Origin of the sequence: Citrobacter sp. Cs237 (assembly GCF_030332325.1) — a bacterium.
GTDB lineage: Bacteria > Pseudomonadota > Gammaproteobacteria > Enterobacterales > Enterobacteriaceae > Citrobacter_A > Citrobacter_A sedlakii.
In genome coordinates this window covers 474,513-487,596 of record NZ_JAOWIB010000106.1, presented here as the reverse complement: position 1 = coordinate 487,596, position 13,084 = coordinate 474,513, and the positions used below count along the sequence as shown (strand labels likewise).

The following is a 13,084-nucleotide window of genomic DNA, read 5'->3' as shown; positions in this document are numbered from 1 at the left end:
CGATGAATACGTTGACCTTCCTGCTCTCAACGGTAATTGAGCTGTACACCATGGTGCTGTTGTTGCGCGTGTGGATGCAGTGGGCTCGCTGCGATTTTTACAACCCTTTCTCCCAGTTCGTGGTGAAAGTCACGCAGCCGATTATTGGCCCCTTGCGCCGCATCATTCCACCGATGGGCCCCATCGACAGCGCCTCTTTGCTGGTGGCGTTTATCCTCAGCTTTATCAAAGCGATCGTGCTGTTTAAGGTGGTGACCTTCCTGCCGATTATCTGGATTGCCGCGCTGCTGATCGTGCTGAAGACTATCGGTCTGCTGATTTTCTGGGTGCTGCTGGTGATGGCGATTATGAGTTGGGTCAGCCAGGGCCGCAGCCCGATCGAATTCGTGCTGATGCAGTTGGCCGACCCGCTGCTGCGCCCGATACGCCGCATTTTGCCCGGTATGGGCGGTATTGATTTCTCCCCGATGATCCTTGTTCTGTTGCTGTATGTGATCAACATGGGGATTGGCGAGCTGTTACAGGCCACCGGAAACATGCTGCTGCCGGGGCTGTGGATGGCGCTATGAGTGCCGTAACGCGCTGCGAAGACGGTCTGGTTTTACGGTTGTATATTCAGCCGAAAGCCAGCCGTGACAGCATTGCTGGTTTACACGGCGACGAACTGAAAGTCGCCATTACCGCTCCGCCGGTAGACGGCCAGGCGAACAGCCATCTGGTGAAGTTTCTCGGCAAGCAGTTCCGCGTGGCGAAAAGCCAGGTCATTATTGAAAAGGGCGAACTTGGCCGCCATAAACAGGTTAAAATTCTTCATCCGCAACAGATCCCGCCCGAAGTCTCGGCGTTAACAGATTAGGTATCCTATGCAAAAAGTTGTCCTCGCTACCGGCAATGCCGGTAAAGTGCGTGAGCTTGCATCGCTGCTGAGCGATTTCGGGCTTGAAGTCGTGGCGCAAACGGCACTCGGCGTCGATTCCGCCGAAGAGACCGGCCTGACTTTCATTGAAAATGCGATCCTGAAAGCGCGCCATGCGGCTCAGGTTACCGGTTTACCGGCGATTGCCGACGACTCCGGTCTGGCGGTTGACGCGCTGGGCGGCGCGCCGGGGATCTACTCCGCGCGCTACGCCGGTGAGGAAGCCACTGACCAGCAGAATCTGGAAAAGCTGTTGCACACAATGCAGGACATTCCGGACGATAAACGTCAGGCGCGTTTCCACTGTGTGCTGGTTTATCTGCGCCACGCGGACGATCCGACCCCACTGGTCTGCCACGGCAGTTGGCCGGGCGTTATCACACGCGAAGCGGCAGGTAGCGGCGGCTTTGGCTACGACCCCATCTTCTTTGTCCCTTCGGAAGGCAAAACGGCGGCTGAACTGACCCGCGAAGAAAAAATCGCGATTTCCCACCGTGGACAGGCGCTGAAGCTGTTACTGGAAGCCTTGCGTAATGGTTAAGCTACCGCCGCTGAGTCTTTATATTCACATTCCGTGGTGCGTGCAGAAATGCCCGTACTGCGACTTTAATTCGCATGCGTTAAAGGGCGAAGTGCCGCACGACGATTACGTTCAGCACCTGCTGAGCGATCTGGATGCGGACGTCGCATACGCACAGGGGCGTGAAGTAAAGACCCTTTTCATTGGCGGCGGTACGCCGAGTTTGCTTTCCGGCCCGGCGATGCAAACGCTGCTCGATGGCGTGCGAGCGCGCCTGAATCTGGCCGCCGATGCGGAAATCACCATGGAAGCGAATCCCGGAACGGTAGAGGCCGATCGCTTCGTCGACTATCAACGCGCTGGCGTTAACCGTATCTCCATCGGCGTACAGAGCTTTAGTGAGCCGAAGCTGAAACGGCTTGGGCGTATTCACGGCCCGGAAGAAGCGCTACGTGCGGCGAATCTGGCCTGCGGGCTGGGTCTGCGCAGTTTTAACCTTGATCTGATGCACGGCCTGCCGGACCAGACGCTGGAAGAGGCGCTTGGCGATCTGAAACAGGCGATTGCGCTTAATCCACCGCATCTTTCCTGGTATCAGCTGACCATTGAACCGAACACGCTGTTTGGCTCACGCCCACCGGTACTGCCGGATGACGATGCGCTGTGGGATATTTTCGAACAAGGACACCAGTTGCTGACCGCCGCCGGTTATCAGCAATACGAAACCTCTGCCTATGCCAGACCGGGCTATCAGTGCCAGCACAACCTGAACTACTGGCGCTTTGGCGATTATCTGGGGATTGGCTGCGGCGCACACGGCAAAGTCACCTTCCCGGACGGCAGGATCTTGCGCACCACGAAAACCCGTCATCCGCGCGGCTATATGCAAGGACGGTATCTGGAAAGCCAGCGTGATGTGGCGCAAGCGGACAAACCGTTCGAATTCTTTATGAACCGCTTCCGTTTGCTGGAAGCCGCGCCCCGTCGCGAATTCAGCGAATACACCGGCCTGAGCGAAACGACGATTCGCCGACAAATCGACGACGCGAAAGCGCAGGGTTATCTGACCGAAAGCGAAGAATACTGGCAGATCACCCAGCACGGTAAACTGTTTCTCAACTCTCTCCTCGAACTATTTCTTGCCGAATAAATAGCGCGCGCCTTTTTAAAGGCGCCCATTCCCCCGACCAATAAATTCGATAAAACCGAACGGTAAGTGCGGTATTTCCACATAATATTCTTCTTCATTATTTTTATTGAAATAAAAAATCCCTGTACTGCGAAAAATATATCCAACATGGCGCACAAAACAGATACAAACTCCTTTCGGCTGACGTATTAGTGATTAAGATGGCGCACAGATGTACGACAACTATGTCAATCTATCATACAGAAATTAAATTACTGACAGCAGATATAAACCACTATCTTCCCTCTGGAGCATGGAGCCTACCTTATGAAGATCAGATCGTTTTCTCGTTCATTATTATGCGCTTCCCTTCTTGCACTATTGAGCGCCGGCGCCAGCGCGGCGGAAAAAGTGACGCTAAAACTGGCGCACAATCTCGAGCGTAGCCATGTCGTCCATCAGGCGTTTGAAGAGCTGGCAAAAGAGGTGAAACAACTTTCTGACGGTAAAATGACGGTGCGTATTTACCCCAGCAGCCAAATGGGCAATGCCCGCGAAACAATGGAACTGCTACAAAATGGCGCGCTGGATATGACAAAAGGTTCCGCCAGCGATCTGGAATCTTTTGATAACGTCTACGCAATTTATAATTTGCCTTTCTTATTTAAAGATCAGAATCATTTCAATAAAGTGGTATTTGGCGAAGTCGGTAAAGAAATTATGGATTCCACTAAAGACAAAGGATTCTTTGCCCTTTCCGCCTATGTTGCCGGTACGCGTAGCTTTTACGCCAAAAAACCCATTACCCGGCCTGAAGACCTGAAAGGTTTAAAAATCCGCGTTCAGGCCAGCCCGACGACCATTAAAATGATCGAGCTGATGGGCGGTTCGCCCACGCCCATCTCCTTTGGGGAAGTTTATACCGCCATGCAACAAGGGGTGGTAGATGGCGCGGAGAACAACGTGCCTTCCTGGGTACAGACGCGTCACATTGAAATCGCCAAAGTGTTTTCTGAGGACGAGCATGCCTCTATTCCTGATTTTCTGGTGATCTCAACGAAAACCTGGGACAAGCTCACGCCTGAACAGCAGCAGATCCTGAGTACCGCAGCGAAAAACTCTGAAGCTCATCAGCAAAAACTGTGGGACAAGATCGACGCCGATACCCGCGCGCAAGCGAAAGCCATGGGCGGCGAAATCATAAAAGTCGAGAAAGCCCCGTTCCGTGCAGCGGTACAGCCCCTGTTTGATGACTTCAAGAAAGATTCCAGGCAAGCCGCGCTGCTGGAAAAATTTGAAAACGCCGCGCAATAACCACTCTTCCGGGCCAGCCGCTGGCCCGGCACACCGGGATTTTAATGATGATATTTAACCGCCTAAAACTTGCGGTAGACCGCGTCATTGCCGCATTTTCCGTCATCGTCATGATTGCGCTGGTGATCTGCGTGGTCTGGCAGGTTTTTAGCCGCTATGTGCTCAACCAGCCCAGCACGTTAACCGATGAACTGGCGCGCTTTTTAATGATTTGGGTTGGCCTGTTGGGCGCGGCCTATACGGTCGGCGCACAGCGCCACCTGTCAATTGACCTGCTGGCGATGTCGCTCGACAAACGCAAGCAGGCCCTGCTTAGTCTGCTGATCAACGTGATGATTTTCGGCTTCGCCGGATCCGTCATCGTTACCGGTGGCCTGAAGCTGATCGAGAAAACGCTGGCGACAGCGCAGGTGTCTGCGGCGATGCAGATCCCGATGGGCTACGTGTACTTTATCCTGCCGCTGTGCGGCGTGGTGATGATGTTCTATGCCCTGTGCTTTATTTATCAAAGCCTTCAAAAACTGAAAAACGGTACGCAGGGAGTCGTCTGATGGACAGTTATATCGCTCTCACCCTCTTTGGCTGCTTCTTTATTCTGGTCTTTATTGGCGTTCCGATTTCCTTTTCCATCGGCATTGCCACCGTCGCCTCGATGCTGTTGATGTTCCCGTGGGATATCGCCGTTATCACTGTTTCACAGCGACTGGCAAACGGCCTGGATAACTTTGCGCTGCTGGCCATTCCCTTCTTTATTTTCGCCGGTACGCTGATGAACAGCGGTGGCATCGCCATCCGCCTGATCAATCTGGCGCAGGTGATGGTGGGCCGGGTACCGGGATCGCTTGGCCATGTCAACGTACTGGCCAACATGATGTTTGGCTCCATTTCGGGTTCGGCGGTAGCCGCTGCCGCCGCAGTGGGCGGTACGCTTAACCCGATCCAGACAAAACAAGGTTACGATCCCACGTTTTCCACCGCGGTGAACGTCTCCTCCTGTATCACCGGACTGTTGATCCCACCTTCCAATGTGCTGATCGTCTTTTCACTTACCGCAGGCGGCGTTTCGGTGGCCTCGCTGTTTATGGCGGGTTATTTGCCGGGCATTCTGATGGGACTGGCGATCATGGTGGTCTGCGCGATCATCGCCAAACGCCGCCATTATCCGCTTTCAGAACGCCCAACCTGCGCTCAGGCCTTCAGGGCATTGATTGACGCTCTGCCCAGCCTGCTGCTGGTGATTATCGTTATGGGCGGCATTCTCGGCGGGATTTTTACCGCGACGGAAGCCTCTGCCATTGCGGTGGTGTATACCTTTATCCTGTCGGTGCTGATTTATCGTGAAGTGAAATGGCGTGACCTGCCGAAGCTGATTCTGGAGTCAGTGGTGACGACCTCGATCGTCCTGCTCCTGATCGGCTTCTCGGTCGGGATGTCATGGGCGATGACCAACGCGGACATTCCGTACATGATCAGCGACACGCTGATGGGCATTTCGGACAATCCGATCATCATTCTGCTGTTAATCAATATCGTGTTGCTGATCGTCGGTATCTTTATGGATATGACGCCCGCCGTACTGATCTTCACGCCCATCTTCCTGCCTATCGCGCAGGAGCTGGGAATGGATCCGGTTCATTTCGGTATTATGATGGTTTCCAACCTCTGTATCGGGTTGCTTACGCCACCGGTGGGAAGCGCGCTGTTTGTCGGCTGTTCCATTTCCGGCGTGAAGATTCAGCAGCTGATTCGGCCACTGCTGCCGTTTTACGCCGCGCTGCTGATCGCGCTGATGATGATCGTCTACATCCCGCAAATTTCGCTGTTCGTGCCGCAACTGCTGGGTTTAATGTAAACACGAAAAGCCGGGTGAGGCAGGACCTTCACCCGGCAAGCGCCTGATGGCGCTACGCTTCTCTGGGCTACAACGACACGTAGCCGCCCAGCGCTATTAGTACTGATTAAACATCGTCTGGATTTGCTTCGGATCTTTAGTCTGGGTTAACGCCAGTTGCAGCAGCACGCGCGCTTTCTGCGGGTTCAGCGTACCGGAAGCCACAAAACCGTACTTCGCGTCGTCGATTTCTGCATCCTGAGTGGTAGAACCGGTCGGAACGCGAGAAGAACGCACCACTACCGTACCTTTATGCGCCGCCGTCGCCAGGGTATCGAAAACCGTTTTATACAGGTTGCCGTTACCCACGCCCGCGCTCACAATCCCTTCATAACCGGCATCCACCAGCGCTTTAGCCGGCAGGTCAGAAGCGTTGGCGTAGTTATACACAATGCCTACTTTCGGCAGTTCGCTCAGCTTAGAGACGTCGAATGGCGTGGATGTCGTGTGCTTACGCGCCGGGGTGCGCTGATAGTCAATTTTACCGTTGTGAATGTAGCCCAGCGGCCCGTAGTTAACGGACTTAAAGGTGGCGACATCGGTGGTGTTAGTCTTGGTCACGTCACGCCCGTCAAGCACAGTATCGTTCATCACCACCAGCACGCCGCGGTTAGCGGAGGCTTTGTCTGCCGCCGTTACGACCGCATTATAAAGGTTGAACGGACCGTCGGCGCTCATCGACGTGGATGGACGCATCGCCCCCACCAGCACCACCGGCTTGTTGCATTTCACGGTAAGATCGAGGAAATAGGCCGTTTCTTCCATGGTGTCGGTACCGTGGGTGATCACGAAACCATCGGTGCTGTCGCATTCGTTATTGATTTTCTTCGCCAGGGTTAACCAGACCTCGTCGTTCATATCCTGCGAGCCGATATTCACCACCTGTTCGCCTTTGACGTTCGCGATCTCCTTTAACTGAGGTACTGCGTTCACCAGGTTTTCCACACCGACTTTGCCCGCTGTGTAGTTAGATTTGGTGGCGGAATCACCGCCGCCAGCAATGGTGCCACCGGTCGCTAAAATAGTGACGTTCGGTAAGGCCAGCGCCGCGCCGCTAAAGCCCATCACCAGTGCGGCAAGTGCCGTTTTCCTGAAAAACTCCATGTTATTTCTCCAGTTACGTGAATTTGCCGCATTATCCCAATGCCACAGATGAATAATGTGATTTCATCCAATTAACCAGATAAATATATTTTTCAGATTGTTAAATTTAGAGGTGGCTATCAAAACGAAGCGGAAAGGGAAGATAAAACGGCACAGAGACGATCTGTGCCATTGTTTTTTAAGAAAGAATTATTTCAGGCTGCTGACCAGCGCCTTGCGGTTGTCTTCCAGGGTAACCACACGGCTACAAACATCTTTGCCGAACTGCTGGAAGTCTTTTTCCTGATTCTTCCATTCATTCTGGATGGCGGTTTGCAAACCACCGAGGCTGCCGAGTACGCCCTGGAGCGGATTACCGCCGCCTTTGAGCACGGCTTTCGCCCCCATCTCGTTAATGCTGTCCTGCAAAATGCCGCCCATCGCCTGGTTCACCAGTTGCTGACCGTCGGCGCGCACTTGATCGATCGCTTTATAGTGGAACGTCAGACCGTCGGTACGGTGCTCAATGATCCGGTTCATTTGCTCTTTAAGCTGAGCATCAAGTTTGGTCAGGCGACCGCGCATGTTGCTGCTCTCGCCGACTTCTTTAGCGATAATGTTGTCCAGTGCGACGCGGCCTTTTTCCACGCGTGAGCGGGCGCCTTCATCAATCCACGGCAGGGTGCTGCGCAGCGCCGCCTGATAATCTTTCGCCTGTTCGCGTTGCGCCGCGCTCAGGGAGTATTGCTTGCCGTTGTACATCACATTGCCGTCCGGCGTGATGACCAGATTGCCGTTTTCGCCCTTCACTTGCACAGTTTGCGGGCTAAGAATCACATCGTCACGCGGCGTGACGCTGCACTGGTAATCTGCATGGGCGGACATCGCAGTAACAGAAAGCGCTGCCGCCAGCAGCATTTTGCGCATCATAACTTTCCCTCAAGACAAATCGGGCCGGCATTTGCCGACCCTTTGCTTTATTAGTCCCACCAAACGTCAAAAAGTTCGCTGGTGCGCACTTCTTCAAGCTTGTGATCTTCTAACCATTTACGCACGATGGTCTGGTGCTCTTCCGTGCATTTGCCGATTTCCTGCATGCAGATCAGACCTTCCCAGGCCAGATAACCGCTGCCGTCAAAGGCCAGTTTGTTCGGTTCGATCACGTCGTTGATAAAGTCATCAACGGTTTTATCAATCTGATCTTCAGAAGTGCCTTCCGGGAAACGCCATGCAACCGAAAACCCTAATTCCTGGAATTCGTCGATGTGCATTTTTTTACGCAGACGACGGCTACGGTTCTTTGCCATTATTTCACCCTCTCGAACATTAAGTCCCATACGCCGTGACCAAGACGATGGCCACGTTGTTCAAATTTGGTTACCGGGCGCGAGGCCGGGCGCGGTACGTAATCGTGACTCTCAGACAGGTTTTTATAGCCGTCAATTGAAGACATCACTTCCAGCATATGTTCCGCATAGGCTTCCCAGTCGGTCGCCATGTGGAACACGCCGCCCAGCTTCAGCTTGCTTTTCACCAGTTCAGCAAACGGCACCTGAACGATACGGCGTTTATTATGACGTGCTTTATGCCACGGGTCAGGGAAAAAGAGTTGAACCATCGATAAAGAATTGTCAGGAATCATTTTGTGCAGTACTTCAACGGCGTCGTGACACATCACGCGCAGGTTTTCGACGCCTTCTTCATGGGCGGAAGCCAGACACGCCCCCACGCCCGGCGAATGCACTTCAATACCGAGGAAGTTTTGCTCCGGGCGCGCTTTCGCCATCGCCACCAGCGAAGCCCCCATGCCGAAACCAATCTCAAGCGTCACCGGCGCTTCGCGGCCAAACAGCGTCGCGAATTCCACGGGATCTTCGCTAAACTCAACGCCCATCACCGGCCAGTAGTTTTCCAGCGCGTGTTCCTGCCCTTTGGTCAGTCGCCCCTGGCGACGCACAAAACTGCGAATCCGGCGCAGCGGGCGGCCGTTTTCATCAAATTCCGGTGAAATGACGTCGTTTTTCATAAAAGTTAAGTCTGCTTGTGATTGAGTTCTGAAAACGGGCATTATCCAAAGTTAGTTGCCGGATGCAAGTAAAGGAAGATGACACGCTGCGGAAAGTTCCGGTTTACACCCTGTTGCCGCTGTGCTGCAATCTGGCCCCCGACAATAATGATTTTGGTGACCATGCAAGCGTCTCAATTTTCAGCCCAGGTTCTGGACTGGTACGACAAATACGGGCGAAAAACCCTGCCCTGGCAAATTGACAAGACGCCTTACAAAGTATGGCTCTCGGAAGTGATGTTGCAACAAACGCAGGTTGCGACGGTTATTCCCTATTTTGAACGGTTTATGCGTCATTTCCCGACGGTGACCGATCTCGCTAACGCGCCGCTGGACGAAGTGTTGCATCTGTGGACCGGACTGGGCTACTACGCCCGCGCGCGCAACCTGCACAAAGCCGCTCAGCAGGTCGCCACGCTGCACCACGGCGTCTTTCCGGAAACGTTTGATGAGGTTGCGGCGCTGCCCGGCGTTGGCCGTTCCACCGCCGGAGCGGTACTTTCTCTGTCACTGGATAAACCTTTTCCGATTCTCGACGGCAACGTCAAACGCGTGCTGGCACGCTGCTATGCTGTTAGCGGCTGGCCGGGGAAAAAAGAGGTCGAGAAAAAACTGTGGGATCTGAGCGAAGACGTGACGCCGGTCAACGGCGTGGCCCGTTTTAACCAGGCGATGATGGATTTAGGCGCGATGGTCTGCACACGCTCAAAACCGAAATGTACGATTTGTCCGCTACAGCACGGTTGCGTGGCGGCGGCCACCGACAGTTGGTCGCGTTATCCCGGGAAAAAACCGAAACAAACGCTGCCCGAGCGTACTGGCTATTTTTTACTGATGCAGCATCAAGATGAAGTCTTACTCACCCAGCGTCCACCCAGCGGACTGTGGGGTGGGCTGTACTGCTTCCCGCAGTTTGCCAACGAAACAGAATTACGCGAGTGGCTGGCGCAACGGCAGGTTAACGCGGATACTTTGACCCAGCTTAACGCGTTTCGCCATACCTTCAGCCATTTCCACTTAGATATTGTGCCTATGTGGCTGAGCGTGTCCTCAACGGGTTCCTGCATGGATGAAGGCAGCGCGCTCTGGTATAACTTAGCGCAACCGCCGTCCGTTGGTCTGGCTGCTCCCGTGGAGCGTTTATTACAGCAGTTACGCACCGGCGCGCCGGTTTGACGCATCGGTCGATAAAGAGGATTTGTTATGAGCAGAACGATTTTTTGCACTTTCCTGCAGCGTGAAGCAGAAGGCCAGGATTTCCAGCTGTACCCGGGCGAACTGGGAAAACGCATTTATAACGAGATTTCAAAAGAAGCATGGGCGCAGTGGCAACACAAGCAGACCATGCTGATCAACGAAAAGAAACTCAACATGATGAACGTCGAGCACCGCAAACTGCTGGAGCAGGAAATGGTCAACTTCCTGTTTGAAGGCAAAGACGTGCATATCGAAGGGTATACGCCGGAAGACGGTAAATAATGCGTTGCCGGATAGCGCCGCGCTTATCCGGCCCGGACATCATGCCGTCTCCAGGACGAGTATCCTGCGGCGAAATGGCATAACGACAAACACAACACGCACTCCCGGAATGATGAAAAAATTACTCGCGCTTGCCGTTATTGCGCCGTTGCTCATCTCCTGTTCCAGCTCGACCAAAAAAGGCGATTCTTATAACGAAGCCTGGGTCAAGGATACCAACGGTTTTGACATTTTGATGGGGCAGTTTGCCCATAACATTGAAAACTTGTGGGGCTATCAGGAAGTGCTGATTGCCGGTCCGAAGGACTATGTAAAGTATACCGATCAGTATCAGACCCGCAGCCATATTAACTTCGACGCCGGTACGATTACCGTTGAAACCATTGCCGGAACAGATCCCGCCGCGCATTTGCGTCGCGCAATCATAAAAACGCTGCTGATGGGCGACGATCCGAGTTCGGTCGACCTGTACTCGGATGTGGATGACATCCAGATCTCCCGTGAGCCGTTCCTGTATGGCCAGGTACTGGATAACACAGGTCAACCGATCCGCTGGGAAGGCCGCGCCACCCAATTCGCCGATTACCTGTTACAAACGCGCCTGCAAAGCCGCAGCAATGGGATCCGCAAAATCTTCAGCGTAACGATCAATCTGGTGCCGAATCACCTGGATAAACGTGCGCACAAATACCTCGGTATGGTGCGCAAAGCGTCGCACAAATATGGCGTTGACGAGTCGCTGATTCTGGCGATTATGCAGACTGAGTCGTCATTTAACCCTTATGCAGTGAGCCGCTCCGACGCTCTGGGCCTGATGCAGGTTGTGCAGCACACCGCAGGCAAAGATGTCTTCCGCTCCCAGGGGCGTTCCGGAACGCCAAGCCGCAGCTATCTGTTTGATCCGGCAAGTAACATTGATACCGGGACGGCCTATCTGGCAATGCTCAGCAATGTTTACCTGGGCGGCATCGACAACCCGACTTCCCGACGCTATGCGGTGATCACCGCCTATAACGGCGGCGCGGGGAGCGTCCTGCGCGTCTTCTCAAACGATAAAGTTCAGGCGGCGAATATTATTAACAGTATGACGCCAGGAGATGTCTACCAGACCCTGACCACCCGCCACCCGTCGTCGGAATCGCGTCGCTACCTTTATAAAGTGAACTCCGCGCAGAAATCCTACCGTCGTCAGTAATCCCCTCTGCCCGCCCGGCAAATTTGCCGGTCGGGCAGCTCCAGAATGTTAACTTCGTCACTCTTTTGCATTGCAAAAAGATATTGTTTGCAATTATTTGTCACAGCTAACAAAAAACCAGCCGTAGTCGTTGATAGAATTACATCATATTGAAACGGCAAATGTGCCAATTGGAACATTCAATCGCCTTTTGGTGTGAGGAAATTAACATGAATCTTAAGCTGCAGCTGAAAATACTTTCTTTTCTGCAGTTCTGCCTGTGGGGTAGCTGGCTGACGACGCTCGGTTCCTATATGTTTGTCACCCTCAAATTTGACGGTGCTTCCATTGGCGCGGTGTATAGCTCGCTGGGGATCGCGGCAGTCTTTATGCCGACGCTACTGGGGATCGTTGCCGACAAATGGCTGAGCGCGAAATGGGTTTACGCCCTCTGTCATATCGTCGGGGCGGCAACGCTATTTATGGCCGCGGAAGTTACCACGCCGGGCGCGATGTTCTTTGTGATCCTGCTGAACTCGCTGGCCTATATGCCGACGCTCGGTCTGATCAACACCATTTCCTATTATCGTCTCCAGTCTGCGGGGATGGACATCGTCACCGACTTCCCGCCAATCCGCATCTGGGGCACCATCGGGTTTATCATGGCGATGTGGGGCGTGAGCTTCTCCGGCTTTGAACTGAGCCATATGCAGCTGTACATTGGCGCAGCGCTGTCGGTACTGCTGGTGCTGTTCACCCTGACGCTGCCGCATATTCCGGTTGCAAATCAACAGAAGAACCAGAGCTGGTCCTCCATGCTGGGTCTGGACGCGTTTGCGCTGTTCAAAAACAAGCGTATGGCGATCTTCTTTATCTTCTCCATGATGCTGGGCGCGGAGCTGCAAATTACCAATATGTTCGGGAATACCTTCCTGCACAGCTTCGATAACAACCCGCTGTTCTCCGGAAGCTTTATCGTGGAACACGCGTCGGTGATGATGTCGATTTCGCAGATCTCCGAAACGCTGTTCATCCTGACCATTCCGTTCTTCCTTAGCCGCTACGGCATCAAAAACGTTATGCTGATCAGTATTGTAGCGTGGATGCTGCGCTTCGGTCTGTTCGCCTACGGTGACCCGACGCCGTTCGGTACCGTGCTGCTGGTTCTGTCGATGATTGTGTACGGCTGCGCCTTCGACTTTTTCAACATCTCCGGTTCGGTGTTTGTGGAAAAAGAGGTTCGCCCGGAAATCCGCGCCAGCGCGCAGGGCATGTTCCTGATGATGACCAACGGCTTCGGTTGTATTCTCGGCGGCGTGGTAAGCGGAAAAGTGGTGGAGCATTACACCCTGAACGGCATTACCGACTGGCAAACCGTGTGGCTGATCTTCGCGGGCTACTCGCTGGTGCTGGCCTTCGCCTTCGTGGCGCTGTTTAAGTACAAGCACGTTCGCGTACCGACGGGTACGCAGTCTGTGGCGCATTAAGCCGATTGCCGGATGGCGTTCGCCAT

The 13,084-nt window shown here is 53.7% G+C and carries 15 protein-coding genes; 11 read left to right on the top strand and 4 right to left on the bottom strand.

Going from position 1 to position 13,084, the window contains the following annotated elements; genetic code table 11:
* The first annotated feature begins 2 nt into the window (after positions 1-2).
* The 7 genes from OGY07_RS15765 to OGY07_RS15735 all read left to right on the top strand — a co-directional run bounded on the left by OGY07_RS15765 (position 3) and on the right by OGY07_RS15735 (position 5,731).
* The gene (locus OGY07_RS15765) at positions 3-569 is read left to right on the top strand and encodes a YggT family protein (protein ID WP_042290404.1); all 567 of its coding nucleotides are present in this window, start codon (positions 3-5) and stop codon (positions 567-569) included.
* The gene (yggU, locus tag OGY07_RS15760) at positions 566-856 is read left to right on the top strand and encodes a DUF167 family protein YggU (protein ID WP_286601599.1); all 291 of its coding nucleotides are present in this window, start codon (positions 566-568) and stop codon (positions 854-856) included. The genes OGY07_RS15765 and yggU overlap by 4 nt, the downstream gene beginning before the upstream one ends.
* A 7-nt stretch (positions 857-863) precedes the next feature.
* On the top strand, positions 864-1,457 hold the full coding sequence (locus tag OGY07_RS15755; protein ID WP_286601598.1) for an XTP/dITP diphosphatase: 594 nt from the start codon (positions 864-866) through the stop codon (positions 1,455-1,457).
* Positions 1,450-2,586: a radical SAM family heme chaperone HemW gene (gene hemW / locus OGY07_RS15750; RefSeq protein WP_042290412.1), complete on the top strand. Its 1,137-nt coding sequence runs from the start codon at positions 1,450-1,452 to the stop codon at positions 2,584-2,586. The genes OGY07_RS15755 and hemW overlap by 8 nt, the downstream gene beginning before the upstream one ends.
* Positions 2,587-2,892: 306 nt before the next feature.
* Positions 2,893-3,879, top strand: a complete 987-nt coding sequence (locus tag OGY07_RS15745) for a TRAP transporter substrate-binding protein (protein WP_042290414.1) — start codon at positions 2,893-2,895, stop codon at positions 3,877-3,879.
* Positions 3,880-3,926: 47 nt separating this feature from the next.
* The gene (locus OGY07_RS15740) at positions 3,927-4,430 is read left to right on the top strand and encodes a TRAP transporter small permease (protein ID WP_205612827.1); all 504 of its coding nucleotides are present in this window, start codon (positions 3,927-3,929) and stop codon (positions 4,428-4,430) included.
* The gene (locus OGY07_RS15735; protein ID WP_042290417.1) at positions 4,430-5,731 is read left to right on the top strand and encodes a TRAP transporter large permease; all 1,302 of its coding nucleotides are present in this window, start codon (positions 4,430-4,432) and stop codon (positions 5,729-5,731) included. Before OGY07_RS15740 ends, OGY07_RS15735 begins: the two co-directional genes overlap by 1 nt.
* 96 nt (positions 5,732-5,827) lie before the next feature.
* Here OGY07_RS15735 and ansB read toward each other — a convergent pair whose 3' ends face one another.
* The 4 genes from ansB to trmB form a co-directional block, all read right to left on the bottom strand.
* Positions 5,828-6,874 (bottom strand): L-asparaginase 2, encoded by a 1,047-nt coding sequence (gene ansB, locus OGY07_RS15730; RefSeq protein ID WP_042290419.1) that lies wholly within the window; start codon positions 6,872-6,874, stop codon positions 5,828-5,830.
* A gap of 189 nt (positions 6,875-7,063) precedes the next feature.
* The gene (locus OGY07_RS15725) at positions 7,064-7,783 is read right to left on the bottom strand and encodes a YggN family protein (RefSeq protein ID WP_042290421.1); all 720 of its coding nucleotides are present in this window, start codon (positions 7,781-7,783) and stop codon (positions 7,064-7,066) included.
* A gap of 50 nt (positions 7,784-7,833) precedes the next feature.
* Entirely contained in the window at positions 7,834-8,160 is a 327-nt protein-coding gene (locus tag OGY07_RS15720; protein ID WP_042290424.1) for a YggL family protein, read from the bottom strand.
* A complete protein-coding gene (gene trmB, locus OGY07_RS15715; RefSeq protein ID WP_042290426.1) occupies positions 8,160-8,879 on the bottom strand; it encodes a tRNA (guanosine(46)-N7)-methyltransferase TrmB in 720 nt (239 codons plus the stop codon). Before trmB ends, OGY07_RS15720 begins: the two co-directional genes overlap by 1 nt.
* A 162-nt stretch (positions 8,880-9,041) precedes the next feature.
* Here trmB and mutY point away from each other — a divergent pair, with 162 nt between their 5' ends.
* The 4 genes from mutY (at position 9,042) to OGY07_RS15695 (ending at position 13,058) form a co-directional block, all read left to right on the top strand.
* Complete coding sequence (gene mutY / locus OGY07_RS15710) at positions 9,042-10,094, top strand: A/G-specific adenine glycosylase (RefSeq protein WP_199956975.1); 1,053 nt, start codon at positions 9,042-9,044, stop codon at positions 10,092-10,094.
* 27 nt (positions 10,095-10,121) lie between these two features.
* Positions 10,122-10,397 carry an oxidative damage protection protein gene (locus tag OGY07_RS15705; protein ID WP_060570797.1) on the top strand — a complete coding sequence of 92 codons (276 nt, stop codon included), beginning with the start codon at positions 10,122-10,124 and terminating at the stop codon, positions 10,395-10,397.
* A gap of 112 nt (positions 10,398-10,509) precedes the next feature.
* A complete protein-coding gene (gene mltC, locus OGY07_RS15700) occupies positions 10,510-11,592 on the top strand; it encodes a membrane-bound lytic murein transglycosylase MltC (RefSeq protein WP_072015011.1) in 1,083 nt (360 codons plus the stop codon).
* 209 nt (positions 11,593-11,801) lie between these two features.
* A complete protein-coding gene (locus OGY07_RS15695) occupies positions 11,802-13,058 on the top strand; it encodes a nucleoside permease (protein WP_042290435.1) in 1,257 nt (418 codons plus the stop codon).
* Positions 13,059-13,084 lie beyond the last annotated feature (26 nt).